At 35.8% G+C, this 16,296-nt stretch carries 15 protein-coding genes; 8 read left to right on the forward strand and 7 right to left on the reverse strand.

Annotated elements, in window-relative coordinates; genetic code table 11:
- Positions 1–8: 8 nt before the first annotated feature.
- Positions 9–1,328, forward strand: coding sequence for a RagB/SusD family nutrient uptake outer membrane protein (locus LNQ34_RS20635; protein ID WP_230001074.1), 1,320 nt, complete (start codon positions 9–11; stop codon positions 1,326–1,328).
- Between the two features lie 165 nt (positions 1,329–1,493).
- Here the strand turns inward: LNQ34_RS20635 and LNQ34_RS20640 are convergent, their stop codons facing one another.
- From LNQ34_RS20640 to LNQ34_RS20655, 4 genes are all read right to left on the reverse strand, one after another.
- Positions 1,494–1,925 carry a response regulator gene (locus LNQ34_RS20640; RefSeq protein WP_202701747.1) on the reverse strand — a complete coding sequence of 144 codons (432 nt, stop codon included), beginning with the start codon at positions 1,923–1,925 and terminating at the stop codon, positions 1,494–1,496.
- Positions 1,926–1,937: 12 nt separating this feature from the next.
- Positions 1,938–3,248, reverse strand: coding sequence for a sensor histidine kinase (locus tag LNQ34_RS20645; protein WP_230001075.1), 1,311 nt, complete (start codon positions 3,246–3,248; stop codon positions 1,938–1,940).
- A gap of 607 nt (positions 3,249–3,855) precedes the next feature.
- Entirely contained in the window at positions 3,856–5,055 is a 1,200-nt protein-coding gene (locus LNQ34_RS20650) for a dioxygenase family protein (RefSeq protein WP_230001076.1), read from the reverse strand.
- Positions 5,056–5,125: 70 nt separating this feature from the next.
- A complete protein-coding gene (locus tag LNQ34_RS20655) occupies positions 5,126–5,971 on the reverse strand; it encodes a LytR/AlgR family response regulator transcription factor (protein WP_230001077.1) in 846 nt (281 codons plus the stop codon).
- Positions 5,972–6,365: 394 nt separating this feature from the next.
- Between LNQ34_RS20655 and LNQ34_RS20660 the strand changes: the two genes are divergently transcribed.
- A complete protein-coding gene (locus tag LNQ34_RS20660; RefSeq protein ID WP_230001078.1) occupies positions 6,366–7,394 on the forward strand; it encodes an alpha/beta fold hydrolase in 1,029 nt (342 codons plus the stop codon).
- Positions 7,395–7,493: 99 nt separating this feature from the next.
- Positions 7,494–8,252 (forward strand): LytR/AlgR family response regulator transcription factor, encoded by a 759-nt coding sequence (locus tag LNQ34_RS20665; protein ID WP_230001079.1) that lies wholly within the window; start codon positions 7,494–7,496, stop codon positions 8,250–8,252.
- 34 nt (positions 8,253–8,286) lie between these two features.
- Here LNQ34_RS20665 and LNQ34_RS20670 read toward each other — a convergent pair whose 3' ends face one another.
- Positions 8,287–10,638, reverse strand: coding sequence for a TonB-dependent receptor (locus tag LNQ34_RS20670; RefSeq protein WP_230001080.1), 2,352 nt, complete (start codon positions 10,636–10,638; stop codon positions 8,287–8,289).
- A 210-nt stretch (positions 10,639–10,848) separates the two neighbouring features.
- Between LNQ34_RS20670 and LNQ34_RS20675 the strand changes: the two genes are divergently transcribed.
- Together LNQ34_RS20675 and LNQ34_RS20680 are read left to right on the forward strand one after the other, a co-directional pair.
- Positions 10,849–11,937 carry a sensor histidine kinase gene (locus LNQ34_RS20675; RefSeq protein ID WP_230001081.1) on the forward strand — a complete coding sequence of 363 codons (1,089 nt, stop codon included), beginning with the start codon at positions 10,849–10,851 and terminating at the stop codon, positions 11,935–11,937.
- A 4-nt stretch (positions 11,938–11,941) separates the two neighbouring features.
- Entirely contained in the window at positions 11,942–12,646 is a 705-nt protein-coding gene (locus LNQ34_RS20680; protein WP_230001082.1) for a LytR/AlgR family response regulator transcription factor, read from the forward strand.
- Between the two features lie 18 nt (positions 12,647–12,664).
- Here the strand turns inward: LNQ34_RS20680 and LNQ34_RS20685 are convergent, their stop codons facing one another.
- Entirely contained in the window at positions 12,665–13,678 is a 1,014-nt protein-coding gene (locus tag LNQ34_RS20685) for a zinc-binding alcohol dehydrogenase family protein (RefSeq protein ID WP_230001083.1), read from the reverse strand.
- Between the two features lie 169 nt (positions 13,679–13,847).
- Positions 13,848–14,726 carry an NmrA family NAD(P)-binding protein gene (locus tag LNQ34_RS20690; RefSeq protein WP_230001084.1) on the reverse strand — a complete coding sequence of 293 codons (879 nt, stop codon included), beginning with the start codon at positions 14,724–14,726 and terminating at the stop codon, positions 13,848–13,850.
- A gap of 81 nt (positions 14,727–14,807) precedes the next feature.
- On the opposite strand from LNQ34_RS20690, the gene LNQ34_RS20695 reads away from it, so the two are divergent.
- The 3 genes from LNQ34_RS20695 (at position 14,808) to LNQ34_RS20705 (ending at position 16,213) form a co-directional block, all read left to right on the forward strand.
- Positions 14,808–15,176 carry a winged helix-turn-helix transcriptional regulator gene (locus tag LNQ34_RS20695; protein WP_230001085.1) on the forward strand — a complete coding sequence of 123 codons (369 nt, stop codon included), beginning with the start codon at positions 14,808–14,810 and terminating at the stop codon, positions 15,174–15,176.
- 70 nt (positions 15,177–15,246) lie between these two features.
- Positions 15,247–15,684 carry a DoxX family protein gene (locus LNQ34_RS20700; RefSeq protein WP_202701760.1) on the forward strand — a complete coding sequence of 146 codons (438 nt, stop codon included), beginning with the start codon at positions 15,247–15,249 and terminating at the stop codon, positions 15,682–15,684.
- Between the two features lie 286 nt (positions 15,685–15,970).
- Complete coding sequence (locus tag LNQ34_RS20705) at positions 15,971–16,213, forward strand: hypothetical protein (protein ID WP_230001086.1); 243 nt, start codon at positions 15,971–15,973, stop codon at positions 16,211–16,213.
- Positions 16,214–16,296 lie beyond the last annotated feature (83 nt).

Raw genomic sequence — 16,296 nt, forward strand, 5'->3', positions numbered from 1 at the left:
GATTTAAAATGAAAAATATACTAAAATACGTATTCTTTGCCGGCGTAGCCATTACTACTGTAAGCTGTGATCATTATCTTGATGTTGAGCCGGTAGGTAAAGTAATTCCGGAAACTTTAACTGATTATAGAGCAGTAATGACAACCGGTTATTCTACAACTCCTATTCATAAAGCATTATCTACTATTAGAACAGACGAATTGGTTTTAGATGAATCTAATGATAATGCTACTTTCTACAGAGATCATTATATCTGGAACGATGCCAATCCTGATAAAACTACCAATAGTTTTCCTTATGCTGCTCTGTACAACAGAATTTTCTATACCAATGTGATCATCAATGAAGCAAGCGTAAAATTAGCACCTTCTGCAGAGAAAAATCAATTACTAGGAGAAGCTTATGCACTAAGAGCATTATCTTATTTTGATTTATTGAATATCTTCAGTAAACCTTTTAATGCTGCAACAGCTGCAACAGACAGAGGGGTTCCGTTGGCTTTAAAAATAGATTTAGAGCAGGCTTACGTTCCTCAAAGTGTTGCGGTTATTTACGACCAGATTTTATCTGATAATGAAGAGGCAAAAAAATTATTGAATTTAGACACTCAAACAGCGGGTATCAACTACCGTTTTTCTAAAGCTGCTTTATATGCAATGGAATCCCGAATTTTCTTATACAGAAAAGAATGGGCAAAAGCTATTGCTGCTGCAGATAAAGCAATGACATACAAAAGTGCTTTAATCAACTTAAACACTACTGCTGCTTTACCTAATCTTTACAACGGACCAGAATCTATATTAGCACTTGAGGATCCATTTATTAATCTTTTGAAAGGAACATCATATGCTGCACCAACTTTAACAGGTGCTTATGATAAAACAAACGACTTGCGTTTTGCGTTGTATTATCAGGCAAGCGGAAGCAGATACAGATTTAGAAAAGGTGGTGATATTGCACAAAAATGTACTTTTAGAACCGCCGAATTGTACCTGACAAAAGCAGAAGCATCGGCACAATTAAACGATCTGCCTACCGCAAGAACGACGGTAATCGCTTTCATCAAAAACAGATATAAAACTACGGCTTTTGATCAGTTAAGCCTGTCGATTGCTGCCATGACACAAACTCAGCTTCTTGATTTTATCGCTCAGGAAAGACAACGTGAGTTTGCTGTAGAAGGTCACCGCTGGTTTGATTTGCGTAGAACAACTCAAAAACAAATCATCCATACTTTCAATGGAGAAAATTATACACTAATAGAAAATGATCCGCGATATACGCTGCCATTTCCTTTAGATGCCCGATTAAACAATCCTGAATTGTAAGTCTATAAAATAACTTCAAAGTAAAATTGCCCCAAAATTTTAGAGAATTATATGCTTACAATAATGAGCCCGATATTACATCGGGCTCATTGCTTTTTAGACTTATACGGTTATCACGGTCGGAGTTATACTAACTAATAAAATTTAACTTTCAGCCATCTATGTTTAATGATTTTTTAATAGAAACTCCTGTTTTATGCCTTCAAATTTCTCTTTACAAAGGGGTTTGTTCAGAAAGCCTATTACCAAGGGGTTACTTTCTGCCCGTTTGAGATCTTCGGGATGCGTTGAAGAAGTAATCATCATTATAATACAATTTAGTTTGATTGATTCAGAAAGTTTTGCATATTCCTCAAGAAACTCAAAACCATTCATTTCAGGCATGTTGATATCGAGAAAAATAAATTGCGGAAGCAAATCGGGTGTATCTTCTAACGAACGTAAATATTCAAGTGCTGTTGTGGCTAACTCTTCTAAAACAATTTCCTCAGCAAAATAATACTTTTCGGCCATTCGCTTTGCAATATAACGATCTGTAGCACTATCGTCTATGACAAGGATTTTTCTAAAGTAGGGTTGTGTTGTGTTCTGTTCCATAGCTTAAGGTATTTACTTGTTTGGGATTTTAATCGTAAAAGTGGTTCCATGACCAATTTCAGATTGAACTTTTATATCTCCATTGAGTTTATAGATTGCTTCTTTTACAATATAAAGTCCCAATCCTGAACCAACCGACTCTCGGGAAACGCGATAAAACATGTCAAATATTTTTGGATGTAAATCTTGCTGAATTCCGATTCCATTGTCCTCAACAACAATATTGGTTTCGATGTTGGAAATATCAATTTTAATATTGACAAATGGGTTTGAAACCTTAAAATTTTGATAGCGGATTGAATTTGAAATCAGATTGTTCAGAATAGTCGTAAGCCGGTTTTTATCGGAGTAGACCGAAGCATTACCAATAATATCAACTTTAAAATCAACTCTTCGGTTAGAATCTCCCATGAATTTTAAATTTTGGGTTACCTCTTTGATAAGTTCTTTAAAATTGATCCTTTGCTTCTCGATTTCCATCCGTGAGTTTCGCGAATAATCCAGGATATCACAAATGAAATTATCTAACTTTTCGGCATTCTCCTTTAACATTTCAAGATGTCCAATCATTAACGCTTCAGTTGTATCGTCTTTGGCTATTTCAATAAGTCCAAGCATAGAATTCAATGGAGCACGTAAATCATGAGAGGTACTATACACAAAACGATCCAATTCGTAATTTGCCGTTTTTAATTCCTGATTTTCAATTTCTCTTTTTTTAAAGGTCTGATTAATATGAGCTTCACTGTAATTTTTAAATTGATAAGCCCACAATCCACAAAGCCCAAAAATGGTCGTGGCTAATAGTATGTGAATCACAAAAGTGCGCAGTGTCATATAATCCAACTGAGTAAAATAAATACCACTGACACCACTATATTGCAAATAACCAAATAGTGCATGATGAATTATTACTACTAATGTTAGCGGTATTTGCAGTTTCCAGTTTTGATAAGTGATAAGTATTGCACTTGCAACAAATGCCGTAAAATGCATCTCAAACATACCGTGCATCTGATAAATAAACTGGCACATGAAAATCCCCAATACGGTACTGAGAACATACTGATAAAAGTCAGATTCCGGCAACGCTAATTTTGATGAATAATAAGCAATAAGCAATATTCCCCCCACTCCAATTGCAATCTCCCAGGTATCATAACAAAACGCTAATAATAAACCTATAATAAAAAAAGCGACCAGAAAGTAATTAATTAAATTATCCGATTTTCTCTTTATTGCCAAAAGAAATTCCTGAATGTTCTTAGATTGTTCCAGATTTTCGATTTTCTCTTTCATACTTTTTTCAATTTGGTACTGCATTGCGATACTCTTTTAAAGTAAAAGCAATTGGATTAAAAAAGGACAAGAAAAGCAGTTTTATGCTTAGTTTAGTATGTTCATTACTTCATTCGCTTCAGCAAATGAATACTAACTTTCAGATAAAAGATTTTGATGAACTCTACTTGCGCTCCATTATTATATCTCCAAAGCGAAAAAAAATATACCTGAATAAAGTAGTCGTCTCATAGTACATCAATCTTTAACAAAAAGCTGACGAACAATACCATTAAAGCTTTAGCTAATTTAATAAAAAAAACGATAAAGTAGGATTTTATCTCTTATAATATATCTAAAAAGCGGGTAAAAAAACCTCAATCACCATAGTGAAAAACATTTGATAATGAGGTGGTTAAATACCAAAATTCATAAAATCGTTTATATCCAATACAAATACGGCTAATGCTTATGTAGGCTGCCAGAAGATCGTATACTGCACATTTCTGACAGCAAATCAATTGTAATGCTATAAAATAAACAGACCCGCCAAATTAGGGCAGGTCAATTTTTTACCATTTTATCTTAACATTATACTCCCTAATTCAACCTGATAATGTTTCGGGGGTAACCCATTTCTATACAGGTCGGTCTAATCGTGTTCAGGTTCCCGCAAATCAAAATATTCTCCTTGCGTTTTATTTAAAGAACCCGAAATCATTTTGAAATTTTCATCTGTTGGCTCCAGATTGATATATTTATCGACAATGCTTCTCTGTTTGTATACGATAAAGGTGTTTTTTACTTTTGGATTTATCTTATTCAAATCAGCTTCTGTTACCTGGTCTGTAAAGGACGGAACAAAGGTTAAAGCTGTATTTTTAATATGAAGCAGCTTCCCTAAGTTCTCCAACTGAAGCTGCCGCTGGTTTTTAGAGTAATTTTTATGGTTTCCGTATACAAAATAGACTTTGAGATACTGCCTGCGTTTTTCGCTTTCTTTTTCTAAAAACAACAGCCACTTTTTTATAGCTGTCCAATCAGGATTGTTGCCTGCAAAGTAAATAATTCCATGATAACGTCCATACTTACAAACGGGACAGGTTTGTGTTCCTTTGTCCGGACCAAATGCGTGAAAAGGCATAAAAGAAGGCTGATCTTCTCCAATATTTAATCCCGAATGAAGTAGTGCTGGTGCTTTCTTGGGATAATTCGGAATATTTAACCCCAAAACAATATCATGTTCTGCAATCTGTAAACTGTCTTTTAACAGGACCCTTACAATACCACTTCCGCCTCGGTTTTCAGGAAGGTGCTTCTTTCTATAAGCAAGGAGTAATTTATCATCATCAAAATTAATTTCATCTGTATAATACTCCTTTTTAACATCTGGTTCTTTGACCGACAAATGGATGTGTGCCGGCAAAACATCGTTGGGATACGGTGCCGGACGAATGGTTCTTATCGTGTATTTTCCTTTAGCATCTGTTTTGACCCAACCGCGAATATGCCCATGCCGTTTGATTGTTTCGTCCATTCCGGGTGTGGGCGAATAATATCCGTCGTTATCCGTCTGCCAATAGTAAATAATTACATTTGGTGCTACTGTTTTACCGTCCAGTTGAAAGACAGTACCGGTAACGATTAACTTTTGTCCTTTTTCACTCCATCCCGGACTTGTGCTAACAGAAGAAATTTCTTTTGCCATTTCGATGTACATCAGTTCACAGCCATCACACCCTCCACCTACAGTATTACTATTTTTAATCTGAGGTTTTGGATTATTCTGTCCGTTACAACTGCTAAACAACAGGGCTATAAAAAACGTTTTGCAAATGGTTACTTTTTTCATTGTAGTACTTTTTTCTGCAAATATCAGGATGGATATAGCTGACTGTCAAATGAAATACAGTAAGACGAGTTTATTTTAAGGTAAGCTGATTGTGTTCTGAAAATTTTGATTTGAAATTTTTAGCATAATTGCGACTGACCCTTAAAATAGTATCCTCACAGAGTGTAACATCATAGTCCCCATTTTGGCGGGACTGTATAGATGAAATCTTGCTTATATTCACAATATGTGATTTATGAATACGGACAAATTGTTTTTCATCCAATTGGGTTTCCAAAGCTCTCAGTGTTTGAGTATGCAGGTATTTTTTAGAAGAATGATAAATGTTGATGTATGGTGAATTTGCTTCAAAATAAAGAATTTCAGCTGCTTCCAGAAGCAGCTTTTTATTATGAGGATCAGAAATTAAAATAGAGCGTATAAAATTTTGCCCTTTCCTTTGCTCATCGATCTTTTCTATTAATTGTAAAGACTCGCTTTTTCTATTCCATAAAATAAAGACCATCAGTGAAAATCCATAAATGATTACCGTTTTTATAAAATAAGCCGACAAACCAAAATTGAAAGTCTGCCAATAAGAAAAGGTGTGATCGTAGAATGCTTTTGAAATAATCCAGACCAATATCGGATAAGAAAACAAATGAAGAAGAATTGCTGCACTTATTACCAGTATTCTTACCGTCAGGTTTTCCGTTTTTCTGATCCATTTTAAAACAACTATTAGTAAAGGAAGAAATAATACCCAGTAGGAACTGAACAATAGCGATTCTGAAATGTAGAACGCACTATTTTGAAACAGGGTAAAGGAATAATCCAATACTACGTTTGTAAAAACAAACAACAGTACACAAGCCGTAATAATAAAATTTGGCTTTTGCTTGCTTTGAAAAATTTGATCTATTACTGACTGAAACATCAAAATATAGTGTTTAGGACCAATTTATAGCGCTAATGAAAATACATTTTTACTAGTTTGTACGATTCAAAATAGGCTATATAAACCACAAATTTAGTAAATTAACCACACATCTGATACATTACCGACGTTCTGTTAGTCGTCTCTATACTATCAGATTTTACAATTTCACATTCTTTTTCAATCAGTTACACAACTGCTTTATAAAACAACTGATGTAAAACATTATCCATTCAATACCTGCGCCAGCTGGGAGATAAGAAATTTTAAGCCCGTGTATAATGGAATGGTCTTTTTGTATATTTTTGGTTTCGCAATAAAACAAGTTATAAAGAACAAAAAAACACCTGCAGAAAGCCAGGAAACGTTAGGAGTAAATATAGAAAGCATTACGATGAAAAAAATTATACTTAAATTTACAAAGTGGGCACTTCTAATTTGCCTCGCAATATTCATAGTTAAAGGATGCATTCCGACAACTCCTGATGTACCTCATATTACACCTCGCGCAACTACTCAATACTGGAATTTACCTACAGGTTCAAAAATTGCTTATACGCACATTGCAGGCAAAGGAGAAAAAAAACCATATCCAATTATTTACCTGCACGGTGGTCCCGGAGGATATGTCTATACCAAAAATATTGAAACATTAGGAAAGCTTTCTGCATCGGGCTATGATGTATATTTATACGACCAGGTAGGTTGCGGGCTTTCAGAAAGACTGGAAAACGTTAGCGAATATACAGCTGTACGCCATGTAAACGACCTTGAAGCAATTGTCAAATTATTAGGTGTTGAAAAAGTAATTCTGGTTGGACAATCCTGGGGTGGAGCATTAGCAGTATTATATTCCGCTGAGCATTTGGACAAAGTAGACAGAATTGTTTTTACTTGTCCCGGTGCGATTAAACCTGCAAATGAAGCGTTAGAAAAAATTAAAGCACCCGACAGCCTGAATTTAAAAGAACCATACAATCCAAATTCAAAAATACTTCCAATTGTGCTTCAACCAAGGTATGTATCTATAGGAATTTGGGCAAGATTTTTTGGAAAAAAACTGGCTAATGATAAAGAGGCTGATGGTTATCTTACCGGTATGGCTAATGTTTTTACGAAAGGTCTTGTTTGCGACTCAACAAACGTATTGAAAGAAGAAGGAGGTGCCGGTAGTTATTGTAATTTAAATACAAGTGTAAGTTATGGTGGTTTAAAGGATCCCAGAATAAAACTGAAAAACAACAAAATTCCTGTTTTGGTCATGAAAGGACAATGCGATAATATTGATTGGGGCTATACGAAAGAGTATCTTGACTTGTTTAGTAATAGCACGTTCAAATTAATTCCAAGTGCAGGGCATCAGATTTTTGCAGAACAACCCGAATTATATACCAAAACAATTAAAGATTTTTTAACCCAATAGGATTATCAACAAAAGAAAAAGGTGTAACCACTTTACATTGCAAGACACTAAGGTTTCACAACGCTCCGTTTTTTTTTAACTTTACAAAAAATAAACGAAATGAAAATAGTCATCATTGAAGATGAACATCTCGCCTCCACCTATCTCAAAACCATTCTGGAAGAGCAGACTATCCTTCCGATCAGTGAAATTACAGTACTGAAATCGGTAAAGGGTGCTGTTGCCTTTTTTAAAGCGAATGTCGTTGATCTGGCATTTATGGATATTCATTTGGGAGATGGTAAAAGCCTCGATATTTTCGAGCAGGCTCTCGTGTCATGCCCCGTTATTTTTATCACTGCTTATGACTCTTATGCGGTAAAAGTTTTCAAACATTTTACTATTGATTATCTTCTTAAACCTTACGAAGAGGAAGAATTACTCGAAGCTTTACACAAATACAAAAACATAAAAGAAACCTTTAACAGCAATTCAGTTGTTGAATCTTTGGTTGAAATTGAGAATCAAAGCAACATTCAGCATCATTTTTTGGTGAGCCACAGAGACAAACTAATTTCTGTTAATGACACTTCAATTCCCTTTTTCTTTGCTACCGGAAAACACCTGTTTATCCACACCAACTCCGGCAGTAGTTATCTGTACAATAATAATTTGAAAGACCTCATCAATAAACTCGATCCGGCTCTTTTCTTTAAAATCAACAGAAAATATATTATCAACCGTCATTCTGTTCAGGAAATTGTAAAACATTCGAGCCAGAAAATCGAAATATTACTGAATGTTACCGTTCCGGATACAGAATCTATTATTTTAAGTAAAAAGGAAATCAATAATTTTAAAAACTGGCTCGATTCCTAAAATTCAATTCGAGTAAAGAATATAGATTTCCAGATTATTCAGAATCCGGAAGCCTGTCGGCTTCATTCTTTTTTCGGTTGAAACGGTAAACTACAGTCAATCTGATATATCTTCCCTGAGAACGAAACTCTGATTCTAAATAATAGAGGGGTGTACTGACCGTTTGTTTGGTTAGTTGCGAATTGAAAAGGTTGTTCACGTTTAAAGTAACCGACATTTTATCGTTAAAAAAGTCCTTGTTTAAACCAATATTGGCCGAGTATTGTGCCTCAGTAACCGATTGAACTCCCTGATTTTTACCTCGGTATTTAAAACTAAAATCACCTGAAATTATTTTTGGAAACTTCACAACCGAACGAAAGCCCGACAACCAGGTTTCATCTTCCACATCATAGACCACCTCTTTGTAAGTACCCTGCTGTTTGAATTTGTAGTAATTAAAATCCAAAGACAGTCTCAGCCATTTTGTGGGACTATAGGTAGAAGAAACTTCTGCTCCGTAACGATCTTCGGTGTCCAGATTTACCGGTGTTCTCACGAAATAATTTTCATCTGTACGCTGTAGAATATACTCGAAAAAATCGGTAGTGTGCTGATAGTATACAGACGGATTAATACTGAATTTTCCGGGTTTGGCCAGTAAAGTCAATTCAAAAGAATTCGTAAACATCGGATTCAAATCCGGGTTTCCTACGGTAAGATTGCGCAAATCTGAAAGCCCGGAAAAAGGATTCAGCTGCCAAAACCTCGGACGATTGATCCGTTTGCTGTAGCTAAGCTGTAAGTCCGTTTTTTCGGTAAGATTGTATACTAAATGAACAGTTGGAAACAGGTTGATATAATTTTTAGTGTTGCTGAACAAGTTCTTAGAATCGGCAATTTTTATATCGGATAATTCTGCCCGCAAACCTGCCAGATAACTGAACTTTTTAATTTTACTCCCAAACTGAATGTAACCACTATAGAGGTTCTCGTCGTATTTTAATTTATTGGTAAACTGATCCTGCAGCACCTCATCCAAAATCGTATAATAATCACTTCTGATGGCGCGTAAATCGCTTCTGATTCCCATCTCAATTTTAGAATTTTCGTTTATCGGATTTACAAAATCAGATTTTAGAAAGATATCGTTACTGCTTTCTATATCGCGGCTGTACAGATTAGAAACTTCGGGTTCATAAGGCATCGTTTTTTGCTGATCGATGTATTGATTTTCATCGTCGTGCCAAAAATCATATTGCAGGCTGGTCGTCCATTTTTTATCCTTTTTATCAAATGTTTTTACATAATTTAATTCTAAGGCATTGTAAAACTTAGGTTCCTTATAATTTTCATAGCGATTGATGATACTGTCAATTGCATGATTGGCATTGGCATACTGGTACCCAATTGCCGTTTTATAATTGTTATTGTTTCTGTCGCGATAGTAACTTCCTGTTAAGGTATTTTTGGCATTAATGTAATAATCTCCTCCTACGTAAATATTGTAGATGCTATTATTTCTTCGGATATCATCGTATTGATTCAGCGTGGTTACTACGTTGTTGCTGGTATTGCGCTGAAACTGTCTGTTGGAAGCAAAAACGTCAATGTAACGGTATCCTATATTGGAAAACAAATTGACTTTTTCGGTTTTATAACTCACATTGGCATTCAGACTATGATTTGCCGGATTCCCTATTCCTGCCTGCAGCGAGCCGTTGAATCCCTGCATACTATTTTTCTTTAATATGATATTTATAATTCCCGCACTCCCCTGCGCTTCGTAAGCCGCTGAGGGGTTTGTAATGACTTCTACCTTTTCAATATTCCCCGCCGAAATTTGAGATAAACCGTTATTGGCCGTTAACATGGATGGTTTTCCATTAATTAAAACCGTAACACCGCTATTGCCTCTAAGACTTACTGCCCCGGCAATATCGACATTCACAGAAGGAACATTATTCAAAATATCATTGGCTGTTCCGCCTTTGGAGAGAATGTCTTTTCCAACGTTGAATACTTTTTTATCCATTTTTAGTTCTACGGCCGATTTTTCAGCTACGACATTCACTTCATTTAGTTCATTGACTTCTTCTTCCAGTAAAACGTCTTTTAAAACTAAATCTTTCTGGAGTGAAATTGCATTTACGACGAATGGTTTGTAGGACATCAATTCGATTTTCAACTGATAATTTCCAGGAGAACTCTTGAAAACATAAATCCCGTTTTCATCAGAAGAAACTGTTCTCTTTTTCTGATCAGACGATTCCAGCGTGACGGTGACATAGGGCAGCGATTGTTTTGTTTTGGAGTCCATAACTTTTCCTTTAAGCGTAAATTCATTGGTCTGTGCCACAGCTTCAAAGCCTAAAGAAAGGAGGATGAGTAAGATGAGCTTTTTCATTTTTGGTTTGGTTTATAATTTTCACCAAAACTCTTCTTTAATTGTATGCAAAAATTAAGCGCATGCTATACAGTTCTTTCCGATCGATAAACCATTTAATAATGAGTATTAACGGTGTTTATCTTCGCTTTTTATGCGTTAATGCCTTTTTTGAACCTGTTTGTCGACACATTCTTTCTCTTTCTAAATAAATACTAACTTTGGTCTACTATGTCAGTATTCGAAAAACTCATCAACTATTCCTCAGCACACAGGCTTCCAACACACATTATGTTTTGGTTTTGCCTGTATATCATGTTCCTTGGTAAAAACAATTTTGATGACCCTTCTTTTAATCTTCCATATGAAATGCTGGGAATTGCATTCGATCTGTTTTTCTCTATCCTGTTTGCCTATTTCCTTTCCTATCGCATTCTTCCGCGCTTAATGACGCCCAAAAATCATAGTATGGTCTGGCTTGAATTTATAGTGGGCTCTTATCTTATCTCGGCTATTAACCGAACCATGGTCATTTATGTACTGGAACCTATTGTACGTAAACCTCCTTTTGAACAGGAATCTGTTTTTGAAATCTTTACAGATGTTTCAAAACTGTTTCGATCGTATTTTATACAATCCTTTTTTCTTTCTTTATTTTTTGTTTTTGTAAAACAGGTTAAAAACCTCTATTTAGTTCAGAAAAAAGCAATATTACTGGAAAAACAAAAGGCAGAAACAGAGCTAAAAGTGCTAAAAGCTCAATTGAACCCTCATTTTTTGTTCAATACGCTCAACAATATTTATTCGCTTTCCCTTGTTAATTCACCAATTACCTCACCATCAATTGCCGTTTTGTCTGAAATATTAGATTGTATTTTGTATCGCTGCAGCGGCACTTATGTACCTGTTTCGCAAGAAATTGCATTGCTGAACAATTATATTGCACTTGAAAAATTGCGATATGATGAAAGGCTTAGTGTCATTTTTAATACCGAAGTCGACCATAATAATGTTATTGCGCCTTTAATTTTACTTTCATTAGTCGAAAATGCTTTTAAACATGGCGCCGGAGAAGATACAGATTCCCCCGTTATAGTTATTGATTTAAAACTAAAGAACAGTCATTTTAGCTTTACGGTTAAAAACACTATTGGGAAGAGTGAAACTGAATCTGAAAACGGTAAAATTGGACTGAACAATATCATACAACAATTGGACAAAATTTATCCGGAAAACTATACTTTTGAGGTTACCAAAAACGATACTCATTTTACAGCCCATTTAGAAATTAAGCTGCAAAACGATTCCAACCAAGCTTAGAACAATGAAAATAAGATGTTTATTAGTCGATGATGAGCCTTTGGCCATAAACCTGCTGCAAAATCACATCAGTAAGCTGGATTATTTTGAGATTGTAGGAACCTGTCCGAATGCCTTAAAAGCTGCCGAAGTATTAAGAACTATGGCTGTTGACCTGATGTTTCTGGACATTAAAATGCCTCAGATCACGGGAATTGATTTTTTAAAAACATTAAAAAACCCTCCGGCTATTATTTTCACAACGGCTTATCGTGAATATGCTTTGGAAAGCTACGAACATGATATTGTAGATTATTTACTCAAACCCATTACTTTTGATCGCTTTTTTAAAGCCACTGATCGTTATTTACGCATCAGTGGCCCAAGCAATACAAAAATTATAACGCCGCCTCTTGAGAGTTTTATTTACATCAGAAGCGGTACTAAATTCCACAAAATCAATACAGACAGTGTTTTGTTTATTGAAAGTGTGAAAGACTACATTGTGGTTCATCAGAAGGAAGGCATAAAACTAACCTCTAAATACAAAATCGGCGATATTGAAGCGGAACTTCAGGGAAAAGATTTTCTTCGGGTACACCGTTCTTTTATCATCAATTTAAAAAACATTACTGCCTTTACCGCTTATGATGTTGAAATTGGCTCCATAGAAATTCCTATCGGGGCAAGCTACAAAGAATACGTTTTTAAGATATTAAAAGGTTCATAACCTCATCCCTGCTTGTCTTTAGAACTTAATAGCAATTTTTCCTATAGTCTTCCCTGACTCTAATAGTTCATGTGCTTTTTTGAAATTCGCTACTGTTAAACCTGTTAGCGTTACATTTAGCGTTGATTTTAAAATACCCTGATCTAAAAGATCTGCCAGTCTATTCAAAATAACGTGCTGTTCCTGCATATCATCGGTTTCATACATCGATCGTGTGTACATAAGCTCCCACGAGAAGGAGGCACTTTTATTTTTCAATTTGTTCAAAGCCACGGGATCACTGCTTCCGGTAATAGAAGCTATATGTCCTTGCGGTTTAATCAATTCGACCATAGTATCCCAATACGAATTCGTATCTACAAAATCTAAAATAAAATCGACCTGTTGAAACCCGGCATGCTGAACCGTAGCAATTAAATTTCGGTGATCGACTACATAATCGGCTCCCTGCTCTTTGCACCAGGCTATAGTTTCTGGGCGGGATGCGGTTGCAATAACTGTGAGACCCGCTACTTTTTTGGCCAATTGAATAGCGATCGAACCTACTCCTCCTGCTCCTCCAATAATCAAAATCGACTTACCCTTATCTTTTTCAGGATTGATTCGGATACGGTCAAAGAGAATTTCCCAGGCCGTTAAACCAGTTAAAGGCATGACTGCCGATTCTTCAAGGCTTAAGGACTTTGGTTTTCTGCCTACAATTCGTTCGTCAATACTTTGGTACTCGGCATTGCTGCCTTGTTTGGTAATATCTCCGGCATAAAACACTTCATCACCTACCTTAAACAAAGTCACCTTCTCTCCTACTGCCTCCACAATACCCACAGCATCCCAGCCTATAATCTTCGGAGTTTCTAAAACGGTATCTTTTGTACTATTCTGACGAATTTTAAAATCAACGGGATTAACCGATACTGCACTTATTTTTACTAACAAATCACGTTCTCCGGGAACTGGTTTTGGAGTTTCAAATGCTATAAAACTCTCCTCTTCAGCAATTGGCAACGATGTTTTAAATCCTATGGCTTTCATCTTTATAATTTTTAAGTTCTATTATTATTACAAAGATAAATACAGTCCGAATCTTACAAACGGTATAATTTTATACTAAACCAGTATATTTTTATCAAAAATCAATAGCACTTTAGAATTCTCAAATACTAAAAAGCCGGTCCTAAAACCAGCTTCTTACTTTTACTATTTAAAATTTAGCGGCAAATTCTTTTGCAAAATCTTCCAGTTTAGTTCGTCCTTCAACAGCACTATAATCGCCTAAAAAATGTGCTGCAATTTTACCGTTTCTAAAACCTGATCCCATTTCGGTATACAATTCAGCAATTTCTTCCGGTAGTCCCGCTTGTTTCATTCCGTCAAGAGATTGTACATCGGTAAATTCTATCCATGGTAAATCCGGTTTTCCAATGGCTGAGCCTAAAGTTTTGGCTACTTCATCCGGAGTTCGCACATCACTTACAATATAACGAATGTTCTTTCCCGTTATCGTTTTTAGTAATTCTTCAGACACTGCTGTGGCAATATCTTCAGGATGTACAAAAGGAATTGTAGTGTTAGAAGGATAATTTGCTCCAATAATTCCTGCTCCCTTAATCATTGGAACATCATGATACAAATTCGTGTAGAAAAAACCCGCACGAAGATACGTAACTGATACGTTCTCTAATGACTCATATAATTTCTCGATATTATGAAGTCCGGCAATTGGACCATTTCCTCCCGGTAAATCTGCACCAATGCTGCTCAGCATTACCACACGTTTTACTCCGGCAGCTGCTATGGCTTTTGCAAGTGCTTTACCGGCGTCCGTAGTATTGGTAACGATATTAACTCCTCCCATATTAGGCGGAGTCATTGCAAATACAGCATCAGCCCCTTCAAATGCGCTTTGCAAAAAAGCGGCATCACTTACAGAACCTATCGCTGCTTTGGCTCCAGCTGCTTCAATCATCTTTACCCGGTCTGCACTGCTGCTGATTACTGTTACCTCATGTCCCGAGGCAATAAGTTTTTGGGTCAATGGCTTACCTATGTTTCCTAATGAACCTGAAATTGTAATTTTCATCTCTGTTTATTTTTTTATGTTCTGTAACAAAGGTATATTTGTACTTACTTTTACACAAGTACTTACCCTAAAGTATGCACTATGACCGCAATCAAAGAATCATCGACTATTCAGGAAAATAAGCAATATGCTTTAGACCAATGCCCTGTAACTTATGTTATGGGAAAAATTGGAGGCTATTGGAAACCCATTATCATTTACCATCTTTCAGGCGGGAGCAAACGTTACAGCGAACTAAAAAGGGCTATCCCTGCAGTTACCGAAAAGATGCTGATACAACATTTAAAACAGCTCGAAGCCGACCATCTTGTCATTAGAGAAGCTAAACCGGTTGTACCTCCTTTTGTGACCTATAGCTTAAGTCCTTCGGGAAAAGGTTTAATGCCTGTTATCGAAGCTATGGCGACATGGGCCTTCAAGGATAAGGAAGATGGATTTAAGAATTCTTAAAATAATTTGATCTCAAAAATAATCATCAAAGTAGCAGTACATCTTGTTATCTTTACCTAAAAAGATCCAAATGAGAAAAATTGGTGCAACACAAGCAGGTTTCGTTTTAAGAATTGTTTTAGGAATTACGATGCTCTCTGCAGTTGCCGACCGTTTTGGTCTTTGGGGCGCTCCCGGTGCTCCCGGAGTAGCGTGGGGAAACTGGGACAATTTTATTGTTTACACCCAGACCTTAAACTCCTTTGCGAGTAGATCCCTAGCAGAAGTATTGGGTGCTTTGGCTACTTTTTTCGAGATTTTGTTTGGTTTGTTTCTCATCATAGGATTTAAAACCCGTTACATTGCTTTGGGAACCGCAGGTTTAATGCTTCTTTTTGCCTTCTCCATGGCGGTTTCTGTCTCTGTAAAAGCTCCTTTTGATTATTCGGTTCTAACAAGTGCTGCGGCAGCCTTATTGCTTTCTTCTTTGGACAAAACGTATCTTGCTTTAGACAATCAATCCCTATAAAAATTTATACAACTCATTCAAAATAAAAAATCCTCAAAAAATAACTACCCGCAAAAAGACCAAAATATTTGGCTTTCAACAACCTGCTTACCTCAAATACAAATTTTGTAAATCGCAATACAAATTATATAACAATTCCCAAATCTAAATTCTCAATTTAAACGTATGTATGAAAATACGATACTCCGGAGGAATTAAACTCAAATGGTAATGGTTTTTGGGGCATATTGAGCTTAATAACCTCCCGGGATATCGTTTATTAAATAATTTTAAACGAAGGAAAAGAGTGGAAAAGTTAAATGTCGAGAGATTAAAAAACAGTCTGGATTACTTGCAAAGCAAACAAAGGGAACTAAAAAGGCAAAATGAGGAAGATACCCGAACTCTCGAATCTCTCATAAAGTATTTAAAAAAAGACATGATTGATCAGTATAAATTAACCAAATACGATTTATACATCAAGCAGGATGTTAAGGATACGGAGACTTTTATCAATAGTGTGCAAAAAATAATAGAAGACAACCAGTAAGTTCTTCAACCTTAGCGCATCATCAACCTCCCTGATTGTTATTTAAAAATCAATCAGTTAGAATCATTTTGGCATTATTTTTC

This window comes from Flavobacterium lipolyticum (assembly GCF_020905335.1).
Taxonomy (GTDB): Bacteria; Bacteroidota; Bacteroidia; order Flavobacteriales; family Flavobacteriaceae; genus Flavobacterium; species Flavobacterium lipolyticum.